The 26,265-nt window shown below is 40.9% G+C and carries 17 protein-coding genes; 6 read left to right on the top strand and 11 right to left on the bottom strand.

Going from position 1 to position 26,265, the window contains the following annotated elements; all coding sequences use genetic code 11:
- Positions 1-14 precede the first annotated feature (14 nt).
- On the bottom strand, positions 15-1,322 hold the full coding sequence (locus ACH784_RS04820; protein WP_404393861.1) for an SO_0444 family Cu/Zn efflux transporter: 1,308 nt from the start codon (positions 1,320-1,322) through the stop codon (positions 15-17).
- The gene (zntR, locus tag ACH784_RS04815) at positions 1,306-1,719 is read right to left on the bottom strand and encodes a Zn(2+)-responsive transcriptional regulator (RefSeq protein ID WP_404393860.1); all 414 of its coding nucleotides are present in this window, start codon (positions 1,717-1,719) and stop codon (positions 1,306-1,308) included. Before zntR ends, ACH784_RS04820 begins: the two co-directional genes overlap by 17 nt.
- 75 nt (positions 1,720-1,794) lie before the next feature.
- Here zntR and ACH784_RS04810 point away from each other — a divergent pair, with 75 nt between their 5' ends.
- Both ACH784_RS04810 and ACH784_RS04805 read left to right on the top strand, forming a co-directional pair.
- Complete coding sequence (locus ACH784_RS04810) at positions 1,795-2,742, top strand: D-2-hydroxyacid dehydrogenase (RefSeq protein ID WP_404395189.1); 948 nt, start codon at positions 1,795-1,797, stop codon at positions 2,740-2,742.
- A gap of 163 nt (positions 2,743-2,905) precedes the next feature.
- On the top strand, positions 2,906-3,286 hold the full coding sequence (locus tag ACH784_RS04805) for a DUF3192 domain-containing protein (protein ID WP_404393859.1): 381 nt from the start codon (positions 2,906-2,908) through the stop codon (positions 3,284-3,286).
- 34 nt (positions 3,287-3,320) lie between these two features.
- On the opposite strand, the gene ACH784_RS04800 is transcribed toward ACH784_RS04805, so the two are convergent.
- Positions 3,321-4,223 (bottom strand): diguanylate cyclase domain-containing protein, encoded by a 903-nt coding sequence (locus tag ACH784_RS04800; protein WP_404393858.1) that lies wholly within the window; start codon positions 4,221-4,223, stop codon positions 3,321-3,323.
- Between the two features lie 12 nt (positions 4,224-4,235).
- Positions 4,236-7,961, bottom strand: a complete 3,726-nt coding sequence (locus tag ACH784_RS04795; RefSeq protein ID WP_404393857.1) for an ATP-binding protein — start codon at positions 7,959-7,961, stop codon at positions 4,236-4,238.
- Positions 7,962-8,123: 162 nt separating this feature from the next.
- On the opposite strand from ACH784_RS04795, the gene ACH784_RS04790 reads away from it, so the two are divergent.
- Positions 8,124-8,507, top strand: a complete 384-nt coding sequence (locus ACH784_RS04790) for a hypothetical protein (RefSeq protein ID WP_404393856.1) — start codon at positions 8,124-8,126, stop codon at positions 8,505-8,507.
- 222 nt (positions 8,508-8,729) lie between these two features.
- On the opposite strand, the gene ACH784_RS04785 is transcribed toward ACH784_RS04790, so the two are convergent.
- The 3 genes from ACH784_RS04785 to ACH784_RS04775 form a co-directional block, all read right to left on the bottom strand.
- Positions 8,730-14,261: a collagenase gene (locus ACH784_RS04785; RefSeq protein WP_404393855.1), complete on the bottom strand. Its 5,532-nt coding sequence runs from the start codon at positions 14,259-14,261 to the stop codon at positions 8,730-8,732.
- A gap of 400 nt (positions 14,262-14,661) precedes the next feature.
- The gene (locus ACH784_RS04780; RefSeq protein WP_404393854.1) at positions 14,662-15,387 is read right to left on the bottom strand and encodes a substrate-binding periplasmic protein; all 726 of its coding nucleotides are present in this window, start codon (positions 15,385-15,387) and stop codon (positions 14,662-14,664) included.
- 70 nt (positions 15,388-15,457) lie between these two features.
- Positions 15,458-15,595: a hypothetical protein gene (locus ACH784_RS04775; RefSeq protein WP_404393853.1), complete on the bottom strand. Its 138-nt coding sequence runs from the start codon at positions 15,593-15,595 to the stop codon at positions 15,458-15,460.
- 209 nt (positions 15,596-15,804) lie between these two features.
- Between ACH784_RS04775 and ACH784_RS04770 the strand changes: the two genes are divergently transcribed.
- The gene (locus tag ACH784_RS04770; protein WP_404393852.1) at positions 15,805-16,572 is read left to right on the top strand and encodes an NBR1-Ig-like domain-containing protein; all 768 of its coding nucleotides are present in this window, start codon (positions 15,805-15,807) and stop codon (positions 16,570-16,572) included.
- A gap of 124 nt (positions 16,573-16,696) precedes the next feature.
- Here ACH784_RS04770 and yiaY read toward each other — a convergent pair whose 3' ends face one another.
- From yiaY to ACH784_RS04755, 3 genes are all read right to left on the bottom strand, one after another.
- Positions 16,697-17,845 carry an L-threonine dehydrogenase gene (gene yiaY, locus ACH784_RS04765; protein ID WP_404393851.1) on the bottom strand — a complete coding sequence of 383 codons (1,149 nt, stop codon included), beginning with the start codon at positions 17,843-17,845 and terminating at the stop codon, positions 16,697-16,699.
- 172 nt (positions 17,846-18,017) lie between these two features.
- A complete protein-coding gene (locus tag ACH784_RS04760) occupies positions 18,018-18,887 on the bottom strand; it encodes an MBL fold metallo-hydrolase (protein ID WP_404395188.1) in 870 nt (289 codons plus the stop codon).
- 161 nt (positions 18,888-19,048) lie between these two features.
- Entirely contained in the window at positions 19,049-20,449 is a 1,401-nt protein-coding gene (locus ACH784_RS04755) for a PhoH family protein (protein WP_404393850.1), read from the bottom strand.
- A gap of 349 nt (positions 20,450-20,798) precedes the next feature.
- Here ACH784_RS04755 and rapA point away from each other — a divergent pair, with 349 nt between their 5' ends.
- A complete protein-coding gene (rapA, locus tag ACH784_RS04750; protein WP_404393849.1) occupies positions 20,799-23,693 on the top strand; it encodes an RNA polymerase-associated protein RapA in 2,895 nt (964 codons plus the stop codon).
- Between the two features lie 73 nt (positions 23,694-23,766).
- Here the strand turns inward: rapA and ACH784_RS04745 are convergent, their stop codons facing one another.
- The gene (locus ACH784_RS04745; RefSeq protein ID WP_404393848.1) at positions 23,767-24,993 is read right to left on the bottom strand and encodes a PleD family two-component system response regulator; all 1,227 of its coding nucleotides are present in this window, start codon (positions 24,991-24,993) and stop codon (positions 23,767-23,769) included.
- Between the two features lie 240 nt (positions 24,994-25,233).
- On the opposite strand from ACH784_RS04745, the gene ACH784_RS04740 reads away from it, so the two are divergent.
- Positions 25,234-26,148, top strand: coding sequence for a DMT family transporter (locus ACH784_RS04740; RefSeq protein ID WP_404393847.1), 915 nt, complete (start codon positions 25,234-25,236; stop codon positions 26,146-26,148).
- Positions 26,149-26,265 lie beyond the last annotated feature (117 nt).

Here is a 26,265-nt window from a genome sequence, read left to right as displayed (position 1 = left end):
ACCAGATAAGCCTATCATTTCATTCGTTGTTTTAACGATATCAAAACTAAACGCAACATTAAAATCAACAATATGATGCCCAAACCTTGAGTTAACCAGTTCGGCATTAGCTCATGTTCCATGGCGTGCGCAGGATTAACAGTAAAGCCATATTGTTCAACTAAATAATCAGTTAAAAAACCAAAAGCAATCGCCACACCAATCACACCAGTTAAGTAGGCGCTCACGGCTCGTTTGCCTAGTTCAGTTGCAACCACACCCAAAGTGGCAATGTTGGTTGCAGGGCCTGCCAACATAAACACCAATACTGCACCGGGTGATACGCCAGCCATCAATAAGCCCGCAGCAATTGGCGTAGAAGCAGTCGCACAGATATACATTGGAATACTCACCAAAATCATCACAACCATTGCGAGAATGCCGTCCCCCCATTGACTCAAGAACGACGTCGGAACATAAGTTTGTACTAGTGCAGCGAAAAACAGTCCTATCATTAGCCAACCCATAGTGTCACTGAGAAGCTTATTGCAGCTAAAATGCACAGCTTGCTTTACCTTCGACAAGAAAGATTCTGTTTGTTGTGCACTTTCTTTGCTGTCACAACATGATGACTCTGTGTTTGCAGGCTTTACTTGACTCGCTGTACTACAACAACTAGAAGTTGAATCCATCGCACCTTCTGTGCTTTTTAACTCCTTAGATTCTGAGCCTGTCGAACAACATGATGATTTTACTGAATTGACTGACTCAGTCGATTTACTGCTGCAGTTTGCTTGCTTTTTAGTGTCTACTTTGGGCTGCTTTGATGCACAGCAACTTGATGTAGCATGTTTCTCCACATTGTTTTCGGCTGCTGATGGTGTGGTTGCACAACAGCTTTTAGTGGTGGCTTTATTTTCGTTTTCTGAGTGTGTACTGTCAGAGCTCTCTTCTCTACCGACCAATAACCCAGCCACAATAGCACTCGATACGGCTGCAATCGGCCTGATAATAGCCATAAAAGGGCCTAGTAGAACATACGACACCGATACTGAATCGACGCCAGTTTCAGGGGTTGATACAAGAAACGCGGTCGTCGCACTTTTCGAGCCTCCCGCTCTTCTTAGCCCTACCGCTGCAGGAATAACACCGCAAGAACACAAAGGCATAGGTGCGCCAATCAAGGCTGCTTTTATCGTGGTCCAAACTCCCTCTTTACCTAAATGTTTTTGTAAAAAGTTCTTTGGAATGAAAACATTTAATAAACCAGCTAATAATAACCCCAGCATCAACCAAGGCGCTGAGACTAAAAATAAAGACCAAAAGTTAGAAAGTAGCGTCATCTGCCGTCTCCAAAGTGGTTAAAATAGAACAGTCTGTCGCAAGCTCAGAGCCGCCACAACAAGCATCAGCTAACAATGAAAGTGACTTTTCAAAACGTTGTAATTCAGCAATTTTGTCTCGAACTAACTGCCTTTTCTGTAGCGTAAGCTGTTTAACTTCACCACAACTGTGTTGCTGTTTTTCTACTTTTATCGCTAACAGCTCCTGAATTTCTTTTAAACTAAAACCGACCGCTTTCGCTCGAAGAATAAACTGCATTTGCTGTTCATGTTTATCGTTATAAATACGATAGCCCGCCTCACTGCGCTCACTAAAACTTAATAGCCCATGCTTTTCGTAATACCTTAATGTGTCGGTACTTATATCTAAACGCTTTGCTAATTCGCCTATTTTCATCTTACACTCCCAGTTCAATAAGCACAGTATAAACCTTTGAGTAAACTCTAAGGTCAAGGGATGAGATTAAATTTTATGAAAATTGCCTTACTCGATGCCGCTACACTCGCAAATACAGACTTAACACCTTTATCTAAACTCGGCGAACTCAACATTCATCAACACACAAGCGAGGAGCAAATACTTACTCACAGTGAAGGGGCTGATGTTATTATTTCAAATAAAGTGATTCTAAACGCATCAACTTTAGCCAAGCTTCCCGCTCTAAAACTCATCTGCGTTGCAGCTACTGGCACAAATAATATTGATCTTGATGCCGCTAAACAATTAGGCATAAAAGTATGTAATGTTGCCGGTTACTCTACACCGTCTGTGGTGCAGCATACCTTTACCTTGCTGGGCAATTTAATGACCAACATTCATCGCTACCAACAAGATTGTGCGAACGGCCGTTGGCAACAAAGCAATATGTTTTGTCGACTTGATTATCCTATTACAGAATTGGCGGGTAAAAACTTTGTGATTTTTGGTCACGGCAGTTTAGGTCAAGCTGTTGGCAAAGTTGCTGAAGCATTTGGCGCACAGGTTATTATTGCGGAAAGACCAAACGCCACTCACATTCGTTCTGGTCGCACAGAGTTTACCAAAGCATTGAAGGTTGCAGACGTGTTATCTATTCATTGTCCGCTGAATGATGAAACCCGAAATTTATTCAATAAAGAAACGCTAGCCTTGCTCAAGTCCACCAGCTTTGTGATAAATACTGCTAGAGGTGGCATAGTTGACGAAGTGGCTTTAGTTGAAATTCTCAATAACAATCAAATCTCGGGAGCGGGCTTTGATGTGTTATCTGTTGAACCTGCACAAGCAACAAATCCACTGGCAAACTATCAAGGCCACAATTTAATACTGACCCCGCATACAGCTTGGGCGGCGAAAGAATCAATTGAGCGATTAGTGAACGAGATCGCAAAAAATATCATTAACTTTACCCATGGCACGCCAAGTAATGTTGTTGTGTAATTCGCGAAAAGTTGGTGAATAATCCTAAAATATAGAAGTGTTTACACTTTAAAAATTGTATGAAAAACAGCATGCAATTGTAAAATATAGACTTTTAAAATTGGCAACTATTTTGCTCTAGTTAAACCAAATTATCCGAAACGAATTTTTAAGGAAATCTACAATGAAAAAATTATTACTTATTGCTGCGCTAAGTGCGCCATTACTTTCAGGCTGTATTGTGGCTGTTTCAGATGATGGCGTTGAACATGGTTGGGCGTCTGAATACAACAGTGGTAACTGGCAATCACAGCACAAAGAAAACCGCAAAACAATTGCAAAACTTGACCTAGGTGATGACTACAACCAAGTTTTAGCACAGTTTCCAACACCTGACTTCACAGAGCTGGTGAAAAAAGATGAAGCAGTCTACAAAGTCATTTACATTGCAACCAATAGCAAACACTCAGATGGCAAAGTAACAAAAGACGAGTGTACGCCATTAGTATTTAAAGATGGAAAATTGATCGGCTTTGGTCAATCTGCATTACAACAGATTTTATAAATACTGCATTAAGCCGTTAAACTAGCTTACTAGTTTAACGGTTTAAAATCGTTACCCTTTCTTGCTGCAAATGCGATTTAACCAATGCATCATCAGCTAGCCTCAAAACGTCTTGCTCACTACCACTAAAATCTTTAGCAACATGTACAATACCAATACTAATACTGACATGAGCACAGATAGGCGAACTTTTATGTGGTATTTTTAGCGCATCAATCACATCGTGCATCTGTTTAGCTAATACAGTTACCTGCTCGTTGGTTTTACCTTTTTGTAAAGCCGCAAAACGAACGCCATCATATCGAGCAACAAAACCATCGTACTTGCGACTGCATTCATCCAATGCTTGCGCAATTTTTATTAAACATTCATCCCCAGCAGCATAGCCATAGGTATCGTTAAATTCTTTAAAGTAGTCAATATCAACTAAAAATAATGACAGTGACTCATTACTTTGCGCGCTACCTTGCCAAGATCTAAGCAAAGTTTCATCTAATAAACGGCGGTTAGGGATCTCAGTCAAACCATCTATTGCTGCAAGTTTCTCGAGAAGATCATTTTTTTGCTTAATGGCTAGATGGTTTTTTACTCGCGCTCTGACAATAACAGGGCTGAATGGCTTGGTGATATAATCCATCGCCCCCATTTCGAGACCTTTTGCTTCGTCGTTATAACTATTACTTGCTGAAATAATAATAAATGGGATGGAATAGGTACTTTGATTTTCTTTTAGCTTTTCGAGTAGGTCATAACCACTCATGCTCGGCATTCTAATATCTGAGATAATCAAATCGACAGTATGTGACTCTAAAAAATCCAGTGCAGCCTCGGCGGTTGCACATAAAGATGTCGTATATTCATCCGCCAGGGTATTTTCTAACACAACACGATTAAGCGGGTCATCATCCACGATTAATATATGCGCACTTTTTGCCATTTAACACCCACTTTATCTTTTATTTAGAAACGCTCGTACTTTTAATAATTGCGTTTTAAGTTCAACTACCAGTTCTGGGTTTGCTATTTTTTGTTCTTGCTTTAAATGTAGTTCTAGCTGTTTTGCTGATTCTGCCAGCTGTTCAAACCCTAATCCAGCTGACGCTCCTTTAATACTATGAGCCAGTAAAATGAGCTCTTTAACAACAAAATCAGTTTCTAATTGCTGAAGGTACTTTTCACACATTTCAGCAAACTTACTCATCATATTATCTAAAAATGAGGGCTCATCCATCATCTGTTGAAGCGCGAACGCCTCATCAAAAAACTTCCGCTGTGGTTTTACGTGTTTAATCAAAACACTCTCTAATACTTCTAGGGTAACAGGTTTATTAATATATCCATGCATCGAAGAATGCAAATATTCTTGTTGATGGGCAATCTCAGTATTGGCTGTCAGGGCAAAAATAGGAATATGAGAAATACTATCACACTGAGAAAGTAACTCAGCAGCCTGAAAACCATCCACCTCAGGCATATGGATATCCATAAATATCAGCTCGGGTCTTAATTTATCGACAATTTCACATATGTCTTTAGCGGTATGGCTTGTAACCGTATTAACTCCCAGTTGCTGCAACATGTTTTTTGTAATTTCAAGATTCACCTCATTGTCGTCAACAACTAAACACAGCGCTCCGCGATACCAGCAATTAGATTGCACAGCTAAACCTGACTGGCTTTGGGTTTTCAAGGCTGGGAGATTGCCTTTTTCACGCTCCCAAATATACGCTAGACATGATTGAAGGTAAGCTTGGTTTTCACACACGGTTGTCATTGCCAATAAATCATTATGCTCGATTGGTAGCTCCGAATCACTCACGTAAATAAATTCGATATCTGAGCGAAGCGAATCAGTCAAAAATTGCCCTGATAGCTCAGCTAATTGCCCATTGGCAACAATTAAGTGTTTAGTCCCCTTAGGCAGGGTCGAGATATCTTGTACTAAAGAAATACCCAGCTCTTGCATTAATTTAGGCAAATAATCTCCGAAATAAACACAAGATAACTGCTCAAATGGCGTTGCGAAATGTTGTTTGCAAAGAGACAAAGAAAAGAAAAACTCACTGCCCTTCCCTAACTCACTCTTTAATCCAATAGTGCCCCCTAATAACTCAACTTCATGCTTAACGATCGCTAAGCCCAAACCAATTCCTTCATGCTCACGAGACAAACTATCATCGACCTGAGTGAAAGCATCAAATAACTTACCTTGATCACTTTCTTTAATCCCTATTCCGGTATCTTTTACAGAAAATCGGATTTGCTGAATTTCAGTCTCGCTTTTATCTAAACTAAGACTGAAGCTAACTGCCCCATGCGTCGTATATTTAACAGCATTATTTAACAGGTTTAACATGATCTGAGTGAGTTTTTGTTTATCACCCAATAAGCAAGGCCAAATGGCGTCATCAACTTTGAAAGAAATATCTAAACCTTTCTTCTTCGCCAATGGTTCTATTAACTCAAACAAATTCTCGCAAAACTGGCTCACCCCTATATCTTGGTTTTTTATGCTTACTTCATGGCTTTCAACTTTGGCAAAGTCCAAAATATCATTCAACATATCAAGCAAAGTTTGCGCTGCATGTGTCACCGTTTCTAGGCGAGTTTGTTGGTGTCGTTCAGTGACTGACTGCTTCACCATTTCCACCAGCCCCATAATTACATTGAGTGGTGTTCTTATTTCGTGACTTAAATTAGCAATAAAACGGCTTTTTGCTAGGGTCGCTCTTTCAGCCTCGAGGCGCGCGGTGGTGATTTCGGTCACATCTTGAATATGGATGACAAAATACTTAGGCATCTTGTCACTATCACACACCAAAGACACCCTCAAATCGAGAAACCGATAAACGCCTGATTGAGTAAGGCTTAGCTTTTCAACTCGCAGTTTTTGTTTGGTCAGGTATTCAAGCACTTGGGCCATTTGCTGATAATTTTCATGACCGAATAATGTCGAAACATGTTGCCCTGGACGCTTCTCACATCCCAAATACTGCTCAGCAGCTTTATTTAACATCATCACACTGCCATCCACTTTTACCAATACAACGCCATTCGGCGCATATTCAATGGCAGACTTAAAATTCGATTCTGAAACTTGTAATAGCTGAAGTGCTTGCTGATGCGCGGTTATATCTCTTAAAACACCTACACACCCCATAACACCATGTTGTTCGCTAAAAAAGGGGGCAACCGTCGTGTGATAGCTGTTGTTATCGAGGTTGATCTGCTGCGTGAAAGGTTTATGCTGACTTCTCACCTTTGTTTCGATATGACTCATTTCGCAAAAGTGCGGTGCAAAGTCTTTAAAATCTTTCCCCAAAAAGTGGACTTTACCTGCTTTAACTAATCGTTCAAAAGCCCTATTACAACCAATCAACGCCCTATCACTGTTCTTGTAGTAAATTGCATCGGGTACCGCATCTAATACCCCTTTCAGTACGGCCCCTTGGCGTTCTTTATCTTGCCCTGCAAGCTCTAAGTATTGCTGTTTTTGCAGTAGTTGATCTGATAGTGCTTGGTGGTCATCTTTAACACGTGCAAACAATTGCTCGCGATGTTTATGAATAGCCTTTACCTGTTTAAATTCATCAAGCCAAAGTTTAGGAACGATATAATTATTTTGTGTATTTTCTGGGTTTTGAATAAAAGAGAATAATTCTTTTAAGGGCCGTACAAAAATTTGCTCACATAACCAGTGCAAAGGAAAATAAGTTGCAAAAATAAATAACAAGATGAAGCTAAACTCTAGTCCTAAACTATAAATAATCGCATGTGAAAAGCCTTGCTCTGAGACGGTCATTACTAAGTCTAAAGGACGTGAATCGACACTTTTATAAAAAGTCACGCCATCATGCCAAGGTGCCAGTTCCCCAATTTCAGGATATGAAGACGCAATTAAGGCTGCTGAATTTATAAGATTTCGGTTCAATTTATCTGTTAAATAAATTTGCGCTTCTGGTAATGACTTATCGTAAAATAAGATTTGAAACTTTTGCGCATCAAAAACCATTAAAGTGTGGTCGCCCGAGCTGGAGATACGCTTATTCGACAAAGCAAAGTAGCTTTTTCCTGCAACTTCAATACGCTGGCTGGTCATTAACCTCGATAGATCTGTATTTTGCTTAAAACCACCTGAAACTATTTGACTCAGCAATTCACTGTGCTGATGATTTCTTCTTTGCACATAAACCAAGCCACTTTCACTGACATAGGCTATGGCTTCCAAGGGCTCTAACAAAGCCAATGAAGTATTGAATACTCCGCCAAGCGCCATGACTCTGCGCCAGTATGGAAGAGATAAATCAACCCCTTGTAAGTTTCCATAACCCACTAACTCTCCTGAACTTTTACCTAGTGATTGATAAAAATAATTTGAACGCTGTACGACTGGTGATAAAACGGGCCGAGTAAATTCATAGCTCAAAGGTTGCTCTAGACTAACGTTGACGGCGAGAAAGATATTATCAATTGCCGTGATGGTTTTATCTAATTGACTATTAAGTCTTTGGTAGTGGGTTTCAAACTGAGTAAAGGTTTGTTGTAACTTTAAATTATATAAATGCAACGTCAGTGTTGCTGCCAGCATAATAGTAATTGTGAGCGCAACCCAGAAGGCTCGCCGATAAAATTGCAGCGGTGATGTAGATAACTGTTCTTCCGTGTGCATCATCATGCACTAATTCCTTTGTGATAATGAACTAAGTTAATACTAGCAAGCAATTTTACTTAATGGTGACTTTTTATCATTCATATTTTTACAATTTTATACATGCCAACCTTGGATTAACTAACAGCTAGTGATACCTTGACGGTATACAATATTCAGAGGTGTCATATGAATAAAATTGTCATTCCAATTGCGTTAATGGCGGTGTCTAGCATCATTATTTTCCAACATGATCAAGATTCAAATAAGGCTGAGCCAAAGCAAGCATCAGTTGTTAAACAACAAGAAAGTTTGCCACCGAGTACCTTACCAACAGTACAGGCTGAAATAGGCCAAACACTGACCATGTCAAATGTATCAGCAGACGTCAAACAGGCTCCAGCTATCAAAGCTGTGCCAGTAAGCCCCATTATGACGGCTCCCCCTATACAGCCAAACCAGCAAACAAGAAGTCGTCATGGTCACCATGAACAGCTTACCCATGGTCATGAAGTTCATACTAAACCTGCCGTTCAGAATGGAAAAATTCCACCTACAGGTGCTAATTTTTAAATACAAACTAAGCAAAAAAGAAAGCATATGCTTTCTTTTTTTATGCCTGTTTTATACTGCTCTTCCTTAACCTCTTTGCAAACTTACATTAATTAACCTGAGCTCAGGGTAATTAATCTATCTCCATCGGCAGCTACAAAAGCTGAAAACAAAAAAGCCACTCTTGCAAGTGGCTTTAGGGACGTATCAAATAATGAAACTGATTTTACTTCTGTTGTAGGGTTACTCAACAATCTCCACTGTCATCTTGGCGCCGCCAAATTGACCGTCAAGAGAAAAGTAGTGCCAGTGTTCATTGGCATCGATTTGTAGGTCAATCGATTCTGTATTGCCGTGACCACCCGATTTAGCTGTGTAGTCACTGCGTGTTGGCCAGTTACCGCCTTTGTATAGGATATCTAGATTACCCCAACCACCTTCTGTGGTAATACGCAGCGTTAACGGCTCTGAGCCTGAATTTGCAAACACAAAGTTTGCACTCGATGTGCTTGGAGAAATACATTCCACCACAGTCACACCTTTACTTAACTGGTTGTTACTTGGATCAAATGCGTTTGCTGCATCCGTTGCCAAACACGGTGTGAAATCAGTATCAATCGTTTCTGGCTCACCTGCCCAGTTACCAGCATCACCTGAATTTACAGCCACCGAATCATCAGGGCCTCTTTCAACAATACCGCTTACGCCTTCAGCTAATGACGCAACCCAATTTGCAAACTCGTTGTCATAACGTGTACCAATGTCATCAATGTATTGCTGATAAGCTTGATATTCGCCACTACGTAAGTAAGTAAGGATTTCTGCCACATCACTTGAATGACGCTCATGCATGAATCGTACGGCTAAATAACCCCAGCGATAGATGCGATCTTGGCCTGACTCATAGGTGTTTGTGAAAATAGTAGACAGTGCTACGTTGCCCGCTTTACCAACATTAATTGCGTGGTTATAGCCGTCTTGATATGCAATGTACTCACCTAAACCTTCTGTCCACCAAGTTGTAGCAGCGGTTAAGCCCTGGGCAAAGTCACCGTATAAATCAAAGCGACCATCTAAGTAGTGAACATATTCGTGTTGTAGGTTCCATACATGGAAATAGTCATCACCATTTTGCTCATAAGCAATAAAACGCGCTTGGTTATTCGGATCATTCGGCGCACCTTCTAAATACATACCACCATTGTTGGTATCCATGTTAAAGAATGTGCCGGCATAGTCGCGATAATCTTCTGACGAGTTAAAAATAACTAACTCAAGTGCATCATTATAGTCATCTGCCACAGGGATGTTGTAAGTCTTTAATACATTATGGAAGTGCGCTTCTTGCTTACCTAATACTTCACAGATCCACTGAGCTTGATCGTTATACATCTGCTGAGCACGGATCTTTAATGTATCTGAACACTGATAGTTAAACTTTAAGGTTTCTTTTTCTAAGTAATATGCAAAGCCACAGATGTCATAGTAACCACAATCTTGACGGTCAAATGTATCTGCCATGCTGCCCGCTTTTACCCATAACGATGCAGTTTCATCATATTGACTGGTTGATGCCAAAATATTTTTAACCATTGGCTTAACCTGATCTTTTAATGACGGCACACTTAAGAAACGTGCAAGCTCATTCACCACATTTTTAATGAAGTAGTTATCGTCTGCTTGTAGTAAATAACGATTATCACGTTGGAAGCGATATAGGGTATCGAGTAAACGGTCATCTTGCATACGTGCGATGAAATCTGCATCACCATTTGGCGCTGCTTGTGAAGCACGGAAGAACGCCGTCATCATGGCATTAGCAGCTGCCATACGGCTTCGCTTAGCCGCCCATGTTTCATCAAACATCTCTAAAATATTGATGTAGTTATCATAGAATGGCGCACGTATCTCAGCTGAATCAGTCAGCGTTAATAGCTCTTGTAATGCTAATGCTTGGTCGTTTGACTCACCGTAAATGCCAGTGCTTGCAAATAAGTCCTGCATTGCCGCTTTTAGGTTTACTTCAATAGATGAAGAGTATGCCGGCACAAGATCTGGATTAAAGAACTGCACAAATAACCCACCACGTAAGAAGTAAATTAAACCTTGTACTTTATAGGCATTGTACTCATCAATAGTACGCGCTTGACGACGAAGCTCACTTATCACCGACATCATATTAGATTCGCTGAATAAGTATCTCGCCTGACCCGATTTAATGTTGAATACGGCACCCACATGTTGCGGGTTAGACGCCATAATACGCTCAACCAAAGCCTGACCATCTAAGCCTAAGAAGCGAGACTCATCTTCAGGTAGTCCATCATTTAATTCTGGGTGGTTATTTACAAATGGGTCATTTGGATCAGTTGGTGTTTGATCTGTGTTGCCACCACCTTGCTCATTACTTTGCACTAAGGCATGGAAAGTCACCCCTGTAAACTGGCCATCAAGCTGAAGCATGATCTGCTGGCCTGCATTGGCAGTAAACTGAACTGATTGAGATGTACCCGCATTGGTACTCGATAAATCAGCTGCAGCAGACGTCGGCCAAGCATTACTTTCATTGTTCACATATAGGTTTACATTACCTTCACCGCCCATAAGACCGATAGTAACGGTTGAAGCATCCCAAGGTACTGTCATTGTGAAGTACTTAGGCGCTGAGCCCGTCATACAGATCTTTTCATTAATTGCGATGTCATAGGCACTATTTGTTTCAGTATTTGGACAGTTCGCAATTGGCGTCCAAGGGTTTTCACCTGTGCCAGAACCAGTGTCTGTACCAGAGCCAGTGTCTGTGCCAGAGCCATTATCTGTGCCAGAACCATTGTCTGTGCCAGAACCATTGTCTGTACCAGAACCATTGTCTGTGCCAGAACCATTGTCTGTGCCAGAACCATTGTCTGTGCCAGAACCGTTGTCTGTGCCAGAGCCATTATCTGTGCCAGAGCCATTATCTGTGCCAGAGCCATTATCTGTGCCAGAATCTGTCGTTGGTAGCATAGCTTTCGTGATCACATAATCACTATTTAGCTCTGTTAACGCCACCACACCTAAACAGCTATTTTGACTATCCATTACTGCCATACGGTCGCCTTGAGACCAAAAATCAGCGCTATATACTTCGCCATTACTCAAGGTTGCATATGGGTTAGTTAAATCAGCCACACCTGTGGCTGGGTTAACCCAGTATAAAGTCACAGGCTCAGCATAAGGGTTAGTGATTGAAACTGTTGCTTTTGCGGTGCCGCGCTCATAAGTGGTCAATAACTCACAACCAGAGAATACACCCGCAACAGGATCTGGTAATTCGCCCGGCGCAACCGCATCGGTGTTAGCAACCATCCAATTGATAAAGTCATCGTTGTGCTCGGTCGCAATTTGGCCAAGTAATGCTTCAAACTGCGTGCTGTCACTTAGCTTCAATGCATTTGCAAGGGCCAAAACACTTTGTTTATGGTTTTCAGCCAAGTAGCGCATGGTTAAGTAGCTCCATGGATATAAGTTATCAAACCCATATTCCATGAATAAAATACTGCGCAAAGACGGAATAGTCTTGCCCACAATGGCATCAAAGTTACGCTTGTTATACTGACCTTTGGTTAAGAATTCAGCCCAGCCCTCGGCCCAAGAAACGGTGTTGTTATGGTGTGCGAACATGCCATATAAGTTGTAACGACCATCTAAGTAGTGAACGTATTCATGCTCTAAGTTATAGACTTCGCCTGCGGTGTCACATGAAAAGCCAACCCAGCTTTGTGGACATTGCATGGCATGGAAACGCGGAATATTGCCCGTTACACTTGGATCGCCTTCAAGGTAAATACCGCCATTATTGGTATTGTGACCAAAGAATTGATAACCATATGCTTCATAGTCTTCAGGCGTTGCATACACAATGACTTCAAGCTTGGTATTGTTATCGTTGCTCACTGGTTGCATATTGGTGTTGAAGAATTGATGGAAGTTGGTGCCTACCTTCTCCATTTGACTACATGCTGTTGCAAGTTGCTGGTTTGTCATCGCTTGTGCGCGAATGGTAATAGCGTCATTACATTGGTAGGTAATAGTTAAAATATCTTCTACCTTTTTCGGTACAGCGCAATAACCGTTCAGTGCATCGCTACTGTCACAGCTGCGGTTTACGGTTTCAAGATAGCTTTCTGTGATCTTCTTCTTCACTGCTTCTGCATCAACTTGTGCCGATGTTACGTCGAAGATTTCTTTAACAATTCTATCAATACGAGTCTGAACAGCAGGTTCTGCTAGGTTTGCAACATGGCCTAAGGCTAAAAACTCATGCGGAACAATCCATAGTCTATCTGCATCTGTGTTCCAGCGCATATCTAAGCCTGTTTCACCGATTGCATAACTGCGTAGTACAGACATGACAGCAAGCATATGCTCATTAAATGCCGCTTTAATCACCGCGTTTTGCTGGCCAATGTAAGCTAAATCATAAAATGCTTTTAAGATTTGATTAGTGCTATAGCCAAAGTTGTCGTTCACGTATGGGTTAGATAGACCCGCATAGAACTGAGTTAATGCCATTAAGTGTGGTAATTGCTCAGTAATTAACTGCGCGCCTTCGGCTGTAGTTAAATTAATCAAAGCAGTTGCATAGCTTTCATGAATTAAGCCTGCAGGCGCACCTGTGGTATAAAACTCGGTCATCATAGCAACTGCATGAAGCGCATCACTGATTAACTTAGCATCAGTTTGAGTAAACTGAGTAAAATCGCCATTGGCGGCAAAATTACGTAAGAAATACAGGAGTGTATCTAGGTCTTTGTCTTTTATATCATCTTGCTGCGCAAGGAAATGAATGGCTTTGGCAACATCCGCAACCACGCCTGGGGAATTTGCTGAAATCTCCCCCCACTGCGCCCAAGTCGAGGCTAGAACCTTTTTTACATCAGCAGAGAATTCTGATTTTGAACTCAGCTCAGCAGTTGGAATTGTGACGATGACAGGCTCGACTACCACAAAGTCAGCTGTTGCAGGATCTGTTGGATTGACTGGATCTGGCGTTGAAGCACCGGTTTTAACCGAGAAACTCACACCACTATTTTGCCCCATGACACTGACGTAAAATAACCCTTTATTGGCAGTTACTTTTAAAGTTTCATTGGTACCAGTATTAACTGAAGAAGCAATGTAACTGCTACGTGTTGCCCAGCTATCCCGGTTTACAAAAATATCCGCTTCGCCTTCACCACCTTGGGTTTGAATCGTCAGCTCGGTATTGTCTTCTGGTACATCTACATAATAATAGAGGCCATTACCTCCAATACACACAGTTTCGTTCAACGCTAAGGCACCACTTGGCTGTGTTTGCTCTGAGCAAGATACCGAGCCGTTGTCACCACCGCTAACAGCCTTTGTTAAAGCCAGTGAGACTTGTTCATGTGCGCCAAAAACACTGATGTACAAGCGACCTTTGTTAGCCGTTATCGTTAATTCATCGTTTGTACCCGCTGTTTCTGTGCGCGCCGAATAATTACTTGATGTTGCCCAGTTGCCAGTATTTACAAATATATCAGCTTCACCCGAACCGCCAGAAGTCACAATATTGAGTGCCGTGTTGTCTTGCTCAATATCAACATAAAAATAAAGTCCATTTCCTGAAATACACTCAGTTTGTCCAAGTGTTAAAGCATTGCCTGTTGTTGTCGTTGCACCGCACAATGCGGCTGCTGAGGCATAGGTTGGAAGAGTTGCAGCAGCAAATAGGCTTGCCCCTACAAACAACTTTTTCGATTTATACATCATACTTCTACTTCCAGATAATCAATTATTACCATTGCGTTGGAAACGGATTAAGCCAATAACCTGCTGATCTGACGCAAAAAAAAGACTGGCTCAAGTTGCACGAAAGCCAGTCCAAAAATACAACAAAGAATATTGTATGCAATAAATTCTAATTACATTTACAAATATGTAAACAAGATGAATCTTTTATGACAAGTCAATTCCCAATAAAGCGTTTATAAAAACCTTCTAATGCGCTGTTTTAGTTAAAGTAAAATCACAGAGAAGCTCGTGTAAAGAAATGTAAATGAATGGTAGTGGCGGTAGATAAATTAAGCTAATTAAATCTGGTAATACCAGGTGAATAGAAAAGAATATTTGAATATCAAAAGTAGCTGCATACAAAATGCAAACTATAAAATCAGTCAATCAACAATCCAGGATCAATTGACCACTTGTCTGCCAGCTCAATATAATCTTTTGATTTTAAAAATTGATTTAATTCGAGATTGAATGACCTTTTGATAGCTTCATCTTTAACTAATAGGCCATAAGTGGTTAGTGGAAATATTTTGTGGATATCGACTTCTAACTCATGAAATTTATTAAAATAATTAAAAATGTTTATATCCATAACCAATACTTTTACCTTCCCCCTTCTCAGCATATGAAGCTGCTGAGACTGATCTGAAAGCTCAATATAGTGGTTTGATTTTTCTACAGCTTGTTCAAAGTTTTTGCCTAATATCGTCTTTGCATTAAGAAATGTTGCTATTGAGTAGTGCTCAAGTTCAGAAAGTGTCTTAATTTTTAAGTTGTCAGCCTTTAAAGTAACAGCAATATTTTGATACTTAATATAAGGCTCACTCACCTTGCCTGATGCGTTATAAAGAGAAATGCTCGCTGTCGTCATTGCATCAATATTCTTTACATCAAGTATTTTCAAAGAGCGCCCATAAGGTGCAATAACGAATTCATGCTTCTCAACAACATTGTCTAAAACCGCACTAAGCAAGTCGATTTCGAAGCCTGTTTTTCCTCGTTGCATCGAATAAGGCGGTCTATCAACCCCTGTCACAACATTAAATGACGTTGAGTTTGCATAAAATGAAAAGAGTAAACATACAAAAAGTAATGATAGCCGCATGCAAGGATCCGCTGACTAAATAAATTTAATATTGTCACTAAGTATAATTCAAACTCAGAGTTTTGAAGGCTTAAATATCACGCCCAGCCTCAGATTGAGAAGCTTGCTCAGAACGCCTAGCCAAACACTTCTCACACATCAGCTGGTTTTCTGAATCTGGTCGAAACTCCAAAGTACACTCTGCACAGATCCGCTTTCTCTTGGTCATGCTAATTACAAGATTATATAACCATTTCATCTCGTTAACTTTCTTTTTAGATTTAACACGCAAAACAACGATTATGATTTTTAAGAAAATTTTCTTACTAAAAATCTATTAAGGACTCTATGATGAGAAGAAATTCTGTACAATAGAAAGATTGTCTCTGAGACAAATTAATGAAATCGGTTACAAAAATAAATTAAAAAGGAATAATAATGACCCCCCTTAGACGCCAAATTAAACGTGTCTCGGAGACAAAAGGACTCACTATTAAGCAAATAGTGAACTTATGTGAGTGCAGTCGCTCGCATTTTTATAAGGTTTTGGATGGTCAAAGAACACCGAGTAAAGATTTACAGAACAAGTTAATGGATGTTCTAGAATTAGATAGAACTGAATTCGATGCACTACTTAATTCGCCTGAATCGTCTGAGATTCGAAGTTCTGAGGCCGCTAGTCATGATAAGAGCACGAAAAAGAACTCTTTTATTTTAACTACCGCTCAATATTTAAAAAGCCACGCCATTCTATTCACAGCGTTAACCTTACTCACAGTTATCAGTTTAGGGGTTTACTTTAAAGGGGCCACCCTGACCAGTAACACGGTGGATCTCGAATTAAAGACTGGTTATGGAACTAAGTTCATAAAAGATGTCACTATTCCAGATGGCTCTCCCATTGCAGTAAATACGAGCTTTATAAAAACCTGGCGAGTTCAAAATGTTGGTACAATTGCTTGGCAAAATAAACGCCTGCAACGTGTTACACCTCAAGACCCCAATTTATGCTACTCAGTTAACAGTGTGGAACTTCCCACTGTAAGACCAGGTGAAGTCATTGATATATCAGTAGAGTTTACAACGCCTCCTTATCCAGGCACTTGCCGTACAGATTGGAAAATGGTTGATTTAAATGGCAACTTCACTTTTCCAAGTAAACAGGGGCTTTACAGTATTATCCATGTAGTGGAAGCAACTCTTTAAGTACACACAGAAATACTCTGCTTTTTACGTATCCATAAAAAAGCCCTAACGGTTACCTAGGGCTTTGACATCTAATTTAATAAAATGAAATCTATACTCAATCACTCAATTAAGAGCATTGGTATTACATGGCAGCACGGAAGATTTCTGAAATTTCTTCTGCAGTAGCCTGAATTGGATTGGTAAACCCACACGCATCTTTTAATGCATTTTCAGTTAAGGTTGGAATGTCATCAGCTTTCGCACCTAGCTGCTCAATACCTGAAGGAATACCCACATCAGATGCTAATTTAACGATGGCATCAATCGCCGCTTCTGCGCCCTGCTCTACAGTCAATGAACTTACATCAACACCCATGGCTTTTGCCACATCCGTTAGTCGCTCAGGGCAAGCCTTGGCATTAAAGCGCTGTACGTGAGGTAATAAAATTGCGTTACATACGCCATGTGGTAAGTCATAGAAACCACCTAATTGGTGTGCCATGGCATGCACATAACCAAGTGATGCATTATTAAATGCCATCCCCGCCATAAACTGTGCATAAGCCATTTGCTCGCGCGCTTCAATGCTTTCACCGTTTTGTACAGCTTCACGTAGATTGGCTTGGATTAATTCAATGGCTTTAATTGCAACTGCATCTGTAATTGGCGTAGCTGCGATTGATACATACGCTTCAATGGCATGTGTCAGTGCATCCATTCCCGTTGCAGCTGTCAATGACGCTGGTTTTGCTAGCATCAGCTCTGGGTCGTTTACTGAAATAAGCGGCGTAGTATGTTTATCAACAATCGCCATTTTTATGTGGCGCGCCTCATCGGTAATGATACAGAAGCGCGTCATTTCTGATGCCGTTCCTGCTGTGGTGTTAATTGCAATCAGCGGTAACATCGGCTTTGCAGATTGATCAACGCCTTCATAGTCAGCAATTTTTCCGCCATTAGCGGCAACTAATGCGATGCCTTTTGCACAATCATGCGGAGAGCCACCACCCAGTGATATAACAAAATCACATTGGTTGTCAGATAAGATTTTTAACCCTTGCTCAACATTGCCAATGGTTGGGTTTGGTTGCGTGCCATCAAAAACAGCCGTTTGCACGTCACGTTCAGTTAATAAAGCTTGTACTTGAGCCACAACACCAATTTTATTTAATACTTGGTCGGTAACGATAAGGCCCTTTTTAAAACCTTGTGCTTGAATGCTGTCGGCGGCATCCTTCAAACAACCTGCACCCATAAGATTTACTGTTGGAATATAAAACGCTGAAGTCATAATGTGAATTTCCCATTCAATTAGATTTGATCTCTTACTACTGTTTTGAGTGTGGCAGGGTACAAAGAAAAATAATTGATCTAAAACAAGGTTTTAAATTTAGGAACGTAAACTTTAGTCGTAGTGATTATAAAACATACCCATCCTGATGGATGGGTATGTTTTATTTTATTTAATGGCTGTGGATTGGCGCACTCAAGCTTCTATAAAACAAAGTGGTCACTCGCTCTTCTGGTAACCAGTTTGAATAAGTTAAATTCAACACTGAGAGCGGCTTCTCAGCAAGCACCTCTTCAAGCGATTTTCCACCGCTCATTGCTGATACCATGGCACTTTTAGCTTGTAATAGTAATGCGCGATACGTTTCGAGTGCCTGCTTGTCAGTAACTGGGCCGTGACCTGGGATCACTTTAGTATCGCTATTTATTCTTGATAAGGTTTGCTCTACCGCGTTTATCACCCCATCGAGAGAACCACCACTGTCGACATCTACAAAAGGTAAACTGCCTAAATTAAAGAAAATATCTCCCATGTGTACTGCATTGGCATTCTTGTAAAAAATAACAGCATCGCCATCTGTGTGAGCATGGGCGTAGTGCCAAAGCTGCGCATGCTCATTGTTAAAATGAAGCGTCATATCTTGGCTGAAACTTAAAACAGGCAGATATTTAGACCCTTCACCATGCTTTTCTTTCAAACGGCTATAAACATTATGATGAGCAATGACATGACTCCCAGCTTTGGCAAAGTTCTCATTTCCACCAGTGTGATCGCCATGATGATGTGTATTAATTACAAACTCAGGCGCACCGGGTTTTAACTGACTAATTTGTTTTTTAATGTCATCACTGAGCTTGGCGAATTGGTCGTCTACCAAATAAATACCATCATCGCCCGTGCTAATTGCAATATTACCGCCTCGCCCATAAAGCACATGTAGGTTTTCAGACAATGCCTCTAGCTTAAACTTGACGTTTGCGATGCTTGTAAACGACGCGCTGAGTAAAGACGCCGCGATTAATATCGGTAATGTTTTCATGATGACTCTCAGTTTTCGTTATTATTAATAATTCACTACTTAAGTTTAAGCAGCCTGTATCAAAATATAGCTACGAAATAAAAACATAAAAGGATTGATTAAAACTGCTATAAAAAATGCCCACCGAGGTGAGCATTGATTTGAATGGAAAATATTTAGTTAAACTATAAGTTTTCTTCGGCAAATGAGGCCAAACGACTTCTCACCACACCATTAAGATTGATGGTGGCGCTGCCTTCAAAATGTTTAAACCGTTCAACTAAGTAGGTCAACCCCGAGGTCACTGGGGTTAAATAATTACTATCTATTTGTGCCAAGTTACCTGTACAAATGAGTTTTGTGCCTTCACCGCATCGAGTAATGATGGTTTTCAATTGTGAAGCGGTTAAGTTTTGGCTCTCATCTAAAATCACCACCGCATTTTGGATACTGCGGCCTCGCATAAAGTTTACTGACTTAAATTGAATGTTAGCCTTTTCCATAATGTAGTTACGGCTTGAAATAGGACTTTCATCATTCTTGTGTAGCACTTCAAGGGTATCGGTAATAGCCGCAAGCCAAGGTGCCATTTTTTCTTCTTCTGTGCCGGGAAGAAAACCTATACTCTCTGCGATTTCAGGAGTATTACGAGTGACAATAACCTTGTCATAAACCTTCTTCTCAATCACCATCTCCAACGCACAAGCCAAAGCAAGGAGTGTCTTACCGCAACCGGCTGGGCCTGTGAGAATGACCAGTTCTATTTCTGGGTCTAATAAAGCATCAAGTGCCATGCCTTGATAAATATTTTTCGGTGAAACGCCCCAAGCTTGTTGATGCATAAGGCGCTCTACCCCGAGATCTTTGAGAGTAATATGTTTTTCGTCATACCCCACCACTCGCGCTGCAAAGTGATCAGTTTCATCAACGATGTACTCATTGCTGAAAACGTCTTCAATGCGCTCTTTAGGTATATGATGCAAGGTGTAGCGCCCTTGCTGCTCTGAGCTACATTCGCCAACACTTTGCCAAAAGTCACCTTGGAACTTTTTAAATCCAGAGCTGAGCAATTTAATATCGTCAATGAGTTGGTCTGTTCGATAGTCTTCTACAAACTTTAGTCCGGCCCCTTTTGCTTTGAGGCGCATGTTAATGTCCTTGGTGACCAGCACAACCTTAGTATTGCTGTACTGTTGTTGCAGATGAATTGCACAGTTAATGATCCTGTGGTCGTTTTCATTGCCCGGTAAACCAGAGACATTATCTGGGAATAAATGGTCGTTAATAATAATAAGTCGGCCACATTTTTCTATTGTGTCCTCCCCAGTGGTATTTGGCAGCTTCACCCCTTCTAACATTTGCTCAGGAGAAGCATCTCTTAAAATATCTTCAAGACCGCGTATAGCAACACGTGCATCACGGCTTACATCACGTTTTCTGTCCTTAATATGATCAAGCTCTTCTAACACTGTCATGGGGACGACTACATCGTGCTCTTGGAAAGAGAGGTATGCGAGGGGTTCGTGGAGTAGTACGTTAGTGTCGAGCACGTACATTTTTTTATCGACATCTTGAGCTTTTACCATAGCATCTTCCTATCGTTGCATTGATACCGCGACAGCCATGGCGTTTGATGACGTTGCCATCAAAAACTCATGGCCACACTGTAAGTTTAGCCTATCTGTCATAAAAGTCTGTTTTATGACAGAAATAGAGTGTGTTTATCTTTAAGGCGTAAATTTTGTTCAAACCAAAGTTCAATACACCGCTCAATTCCCTTCACTAAATCAAAAGATTTCGACTATCTTAAAAGGCAGTGATTTATCTGCGCGCTACTGGATCCTCAAAAGCATAAAATTGCCTGATAAACAAGATTGAATAGGCCCTTGCTTACGGTTAACATAGCCGCCTTTTTTCTGCTAAGTCGAGACAAACATGAATTTTTCCTTAGGTCAGCGCTGGATCAGTGATACTGAATCAGATTTAGGATTAGGTACCATCGTAGCTTTAGAGGGGCGACAGCTTACGATTTTATTCCCTGCCAGTGGAGAAAACCGCGTTTACTCAGTACAAGAAGCACCGGTGACTCGTGTAATTTTTAATCCCGGTGATGTTATTCGCAGTGTCGAAGAGTGGGAACTAGAGGTAGAAACCGTTGAAGAACAAAATGGCATTCTGAGCTATCACGGTATTCGCCTCGATACAGAAGAAAAAACCACGCTAAAAGAAACGTTTTTAGACCACTTTATTAAATTTAATAAGCCACAAGATCGCTTATTCGCAGGTCAAATTGATAGATTCGACCGTTATACCTTGCGCTATAACACATGGCAGCACCAGTTCACCCGTCAGCAATCGCATTTAAAAGGTCTAATTGGCCAACGTGCCAGCCTTATCCCACACCAGTTATATATTGCAGATGAAGTGGGCCAACGTCACGCGCCACGCGTTTTACTTTCAGATGAAGTAGGTTTAGGTAAAACCATCGAAGCGGGCATGATTTTACATCAACAAATTTTAACTGGCCGTGCTAGTCGCGTTTTAATCGTTGTGCCTGAAAACTTACAGCACCAATGGTTAGTTGAAATGATGCGTCGTTTTAACTTGTACTTCTCTATCTTCGATGAAGAACGTTGCGACGAAGCTTTTGCCGACTCTCCAAACGTATTTGAGACTGAGCAACTGGTATTGGTGAGTCTTGAGTTCATCACTAAAAAACGCCGCTGGTTTGAACAAGCCACTTTGGCTGATTGGGATCTATTGATCATCGATGAAGCCCACCACTTAACAGTAACTAAAGAAAAGCCAAGCACAGAATACCTGCGTATTGCGGAGCTTAGCCAAGATATTCCGGGTTTAATTCTTCTAACAGCTACCCCAGACCAACTTGGCCACTACAGTCACTTTGCTCGTCTGCAGCTGTTAGACCCAGATCGCTTCTACGATTACGACGCTTTTGTTGAAGAAGAAAGCCACTATAAAGAAGTCGCTGATGCCGCTAACCAGCTATTACAGCAAGGCGAGCTAGATGAAAAGAATCAGACGACTTTAAAGACTCTGTTAAAAGAAACTGACATCACTGAATTACTAGCCAAAGCGCAAAGCGGTGATGACGCAGCAAAGCAAGAAATCTTGTCGATGCTATTAGACCGCCACGGTACAGGTCGTATCTTATTCCGTAATAGTCGCAGTGGCATTGATGGTTACCCAAGCCGAAAGCTACATAGCTACCCAGTTGAATTACCTAAGCAATACAAAACCGCCATGTCTGTGATGGGTAATATGGGTGGCATTCAAACACCTGAAAAATCTGCATTACGCGCTCTGTTCCCTGAAAAAATCTTCCAAGAGTTCGAAGGCGCTGGTAGTAGCTGGGCGGGTTTCGACCCTCGAGTTGAGTGGTTAATTGCCAAACTCAAAGAGCTTAAGCACGAAAAGGTGTTATTGATCTGTGCCGAAGCACAAACCGCCATCAACCTTGAACAAATTTTACGTGAGCGCGAAGCCATTAAGTCAGCGGTTTTCCACGAAGGCATGAGCATTGTTGAACGTGACCGTGCAGCCGCTTACTTCGCCGACGAATACGACAGCGCACAAGTATTACTATGTTCTGAAATTGGTTCTGAAGGCCGCAACTTCCAATTCTCACACAACATTGTGCTGTTCGATTTACCGCTGAACCCAGACTTACTAGAGCAGCGTATTGGCCGCCTTGACCGTATAGGTCAGAAATTCGACATCAACATTCATGTGCCTTACTTTGAAAATACCGCGCAAGAAGTGTTATTGCGTTGGTACCATGAGGGCCTAGATGCATTCGAAACCACCAGCACAACAGGTCAGCTTCTTTACAAAGAGTTCAGCGATGACTTATTAGAGTTTATCAGTGAGCATAACTGTGACGAAGAAGAACTAGACCCACTTTTAGAGCAAGCGGCAAAACAAAACGCACAACTGCGTAAACAAATGGAACAAGGTCGTGACCGTTTATTAGAGCTACACTCGAGTGGTCAGGGTAAATCAGATGCATTAGCTGCTGAAATTGAACAGCTTGATGACGATGTTGTACTACCTGCTTACATGATCAATGTATTTGATATGTTTGGTGTTAACCAAGAGGATAAAGGCGAAAACACCATTATCTTGAAGCCAACAGAGCACATGCTTAACCCGTCTTTCCCATGTTTGCGCGATGATGGCATTACTGTGACGTTTGACCGTGCAACCTCTCTTTCACAGGAAGATGCGCAGTTTATCAGTTGGGATCACCCTATGGTACAAGGCACCATGGACATGATCTGTGACGATGACTTTGGTTGTGCGTCTGTGGCATTACTGAAAAACAAAAAACTACCTGCAGGTACCTTCTTTGTTGAGTTAATTTTTGTCGCTGAAGCCTCTGCACCAAAAGCGTTGCAAGTTGGTCGTTTCTTACCGCCAACACCTATTCGCGTATTACTCGATAAAGCAGGTAATAACCTAGCTGAAAATGTGGCCTTTGATGCATTCAACAACCAGCTTTCGGCAGTTGGTCGCCAAACGGGTAGTAAACTGGCAAATGCGTTACAGCCAGCTATTCACCCACTCATTACTAAAGCAAATGAATTAGCGGGTGCTGAGTTAGTAACGCTTAAAGCGGCTGCACAAGAGAAAATGCAAACCTCGTTAAACGAAGAGCAAGGTCGTCTTGTGGCACTAAAAGCCATCAACCCGAATATTCGTGATGAAGAAATTCAGGTTTTCGATAAGCAAAAAGCGCAATTAGATGAGTTTATTGAAAAAGCGCAATTGAAACTCGATGCGATCCGCTTAATTGTGGTGTCTCACTAATATCAGTGTGTTTTCATTTAAACCTAAAACGCCCAGTTTATTCTGGGCGTTTTTAAATATAACAAAAAGCCAACTAAAATAACTCTACATCCATTTGATAGCCGTCTTCATCGTCAATATCTACCTCAGCACCTTGCATAAAGCAGATGTCTTGCTGCGTTGCTGAAATGACGCCTTCTAAATCTCCAACTAATGATTTCATTTCTTTTAAAATATGCACAAAAGTAATGTTCACTTCATTAGAGTTGCTCAAGTGCTCAGAGACTTCATCAAAAGTGTCGGTTATTGAATCGATTATAAATTCCTCTTGATCTGGTTCAAGAGCCAGTTTTGGTAACTGCAACTGCATATTTGTCGCCAAACGTTCGATGCTTTCTCCCGCATCAGCTTGATGTCCGTGCAAACTTTTAACTAAATCCTGTAATGAATGGCGAATATTCGTAAAAGCAAAATGGGTTTTCTCGCCTTGTTTGACTAACATGTCATTGGTTTCCATTAATCTCATTTTTGCATCTGTGGCACCAAGGACTGTAGGTAAAACATCTTTGAAACGACCATACTTTTCTGCATTGTGCAAAGGCATGTTTTTCACTAAAAGAGTTACTTTTGGATAATTAATAATCGTACGGCAGCCAAAATCTATAAAGCGCTTATTAGTTCTACAACTCTCTAATAACTCTTGCTCAATGGGCGATAACAAGCCTGAACTACAAAAAGTATGATTTTTACCATTGAAGTCAAACAATACAGAACAGTTCAAACCAAGGTGAGAAGTTAAATCAAGCAATTGTTTTGCTAAAGAGTCTAATTGACGAATACCGTAGGTCATCTCTACAAAGCGCATGACTAAACCCAGTTCACTATTCCCTGTCATCACATCCATTGCCGTGCTGTGGACACTTTGAATCTCTGTTTTAAGTGAATCTCGCTCTGTCTTATATTTTGCAGACACTTTAAGCTTAGCAATTAGCTCAACCGTATCGAAAGGCTTAAGTTGGTAATCATCCGCTCCAGCTTCATAACCTAACATTCGCTCTCTAAGCGTGGTTTTGCCTGATAGAAATACAACGGGGATGTCTTTGGTTTCTGCCGTCGATTTTAAAATCTCACAGCATTCGTAACCATTTTGCCCAGGCATTTCAACATCCAGTAAGATCACATCTGGCAATTTCGTCTTTGCTAATTCAATCCCTTCAGGGCCATTAAAAGCGTGTGACACATTAAATACGCCATCGGCAGCTTTTCTTACTACCTTATGGATAAAATTATCATCGTCGATTAAAAGTACTTTGATATCCATACTAACTATGCCGTTTGAATATATTCTCTTTTCAGTATAGAAAGTGACCTTTAAAATACTAAACAATCCTTAAAGTGATCAGACTCTATTCGATTTAAATCAAACTTGAGTTAATAAATTCATTTTTGCTCAAAGAAAATCATGGCAACTCGTCGATTTTTACGAACGACTATAACGAAATATGTGATATAACATTTTTACAATATTTCATCTCACTTCCCCTCGCCAAAAAGGAATGTCATGCACTCTTTGCAGCAATCAGAAAATTCAAATGACGCCCCCGTGATCTTAGCGCTCGTCACTGCCATGTTATTTTGGGGTGCAAGTTGGATTTCAGGTAAAATCATTGCCGACATGGCCCCCGCTAAATTGACCGTTTTTTATCGATTAGCATTGGCATCTATCAGTATGTTGCCCATTTTGTTTTTAGTGAAAAGATTCAAACTGGTGAATATACGCTTTGCGAAACCAGCTTTACTTTGGTCTTTGCCGGCAGGCCTATTGCTAGCTGGTTACAATCAATTATTCTTCTTAGGCTTACATGATGGTTTACCGGGTAAAGGTGGTATGTTGGTGACTACAATAAACCCGATTATGACGTTTGCTTTAGCGGCTATTTTTAATCAACAAAAATTTAAACCGTTACAACTGCTCGGCATGGTGCTCGGCCTTTGTGGCGGAATGATGATGATTGAAATTTGGCACTTTGATACTGCGCAGATTTTCGCATCAGGTAATTTATTCTTTGTACTTGCCGCACTCACTTGGGCATTTCTAACTCTGGCCAGCCAACGCGGCACACAATTTGCTGATTTTATGACATTCAGTGCGTTGATGTACTTATGGGCCAGTATATTGAGCTATGTATTTGCGTTCGATTTAAATCCGTTTTCTTCAATCTCAAACTACCCTGATGTTTACTGGCACCACATGTTATTTCTATCTGTCATAGTGGTTAGCATTGCGACCAGTGTGTTCTTCTTAGCCAACCAAAAAATTGGCCCTAGCCGCTCTAGTTCGTTTATTTTTGTAGTGCCTGTTACGGCAATGGGGTTATCAGTTTGGTACTTTGGTGAAACCATACCATTAAGTGTGGCAATAGGCGGTGCACTGGCGCTTTCAGCTGTCTACTTAATTAATACCAGCAAGCAATAAATGAGGTAAAACTTTACTCACTTTGTTAGGTTGTGTTTTAAGCATTTAAACCCTAGACTTTAGTAGGACTTAGCAGCTTAACAAGTGAGTAATTGCTCCACTGAAGCGCTAAGTTCG

It is taken from the genome of Pseudoalteromonas phenolica, from assembly GCF_044788725.1.
Classification (GTDB): Bacteria; Pseudomonadota; Gammaproteobacteria; order Enterobacterales; family Alteromonadaceae; genus Pseudoalteromonas; species Pseudoalteromonas phenolica_C.
The sequence above is the reverse complement of the archived record's forward strand: the minus strand, read 5'-3'. Positions and strand labels throughout refer to the sequence as shown.

What these genes read in the sequence shown, in the direction of transcription:
- ACH784_RS04820 (WP_404393861.1), bottom strand. Translation starts at nt 1,322, where the DNA reads ATGACGCTACTTTCTAACTTTTGGTCTTTATTTTTAGTCTCAGCGCCT.
- zntR (WP_404393860.1), bottom strand. Translation starts at nt 1,719, where the DNA reads ATGAAAATAGGCGAATTAGCAAAGCGTTTAGATATAAGTACCGACACA.
- ACH784_RS04810 (WP_404395189.1), top strand. Translation starts at nt 1,795, where the DNA reads ATGAAAATTGCCTTACTCGATGCCGCTACACTCGCAAATACAGACTTA.
- ACH784_RS04805 (WP_404393859.1), top strand. Translation starts at nt 2,906, where the DNA reads ATGAAAAAATTATTACTTATTGCTGCGCTAAGTGCGCCATTACTTTCA.
- ACH784_RS04800 (WP_404393858.1), bottom strand. Translation starts at nt 4,223, where the DNA reads ATGGCAAAAAGTGCGCATATATTAATCGTGGATGATGACCCGCTTAAT.
- ACH784_RS04795 (WP_404393857.1), bottom strand. Translation starts at nt 7,961, where the DNA reads ATGATGATGCACACGGAAGAACAGTTATCTACATCACCGCTGCAATTT.
- ACH784_RS04790 (WP_404393856.1), top strand. Translation starts at nt 8,124, where the DNA reads ATGAATAAAATTGTCATTCCAATTGCGTTAATGGCGGTGTCTAGCATC.
- ACH784_RS04785 (WP_404393855.1), bottom strand. Translation starts at nt 14,261, where the DNA reads ATGATGTATAAATCGAAAAAGTTGTTTGTAGGGGCAAGCCTATTTGCT.
- ACH784_RS04780 (WP_404393854.1), bottom strand. Translation starts at nt 15,387, where the DNA reads ATGCGGCTATCATTACTTTTTGTATGTTTACTCTTTTCATTTTATGCA.
- ACH784_RS04775 (WP_404393853.1), bottom strand. Translation starts at nt 15,595, where the DNA reads ATGACCAAGAGAAAGCGGATCTGTGCAGAGTGTACTTTGGAGTTTCGA.
- ACH784_RS04770 (WP_404393852.1), top strand. Translation starts at nt 15,805, where the DNA reads ATGACCCCCCTTAGACGCCAAATTAAACGTGTCTCGGAGACAAAAGGA.
- yiaY (WP_404393851.1), bottom strand. Translation starts at nt 17,845, where the DNA reads ATGACTTCAGCGTTTTATATTCCAACAGTAAATCTTATGGGTGCAGGT.
- ACH784_RS04755 (WP_404393850.1), bottom strand. Translation starts at nt 20,449, where the DNA reads ATGGTAAAAGCTCAAGATGTCGATAAAAAAATGTACGTGCTCGACACT.
- rapA (WP_404393849.1), top strand. Translation starts at nt 20,799, where the DNA reads ATGAATTTTTCCTTAGGTCAGCGCTGGATCAGTGATACTGAATCAGAT.
- ACH784_RS04745 (WP_404393848.1), bottom strand. Translation starts at nt 24,993, where the DNA reads ATGGATATCAAAGTACTTTTAATCGACGATGATAATTTTATCCATAAG.
- ACH784_RS04740 (WP_404393847.1), top strand. Translation starts at nt 25,234, where the DNA reads ATGCACTCTTTGCAGCAATCAGAAAATTCAAATGACGCCCCCGTGATC.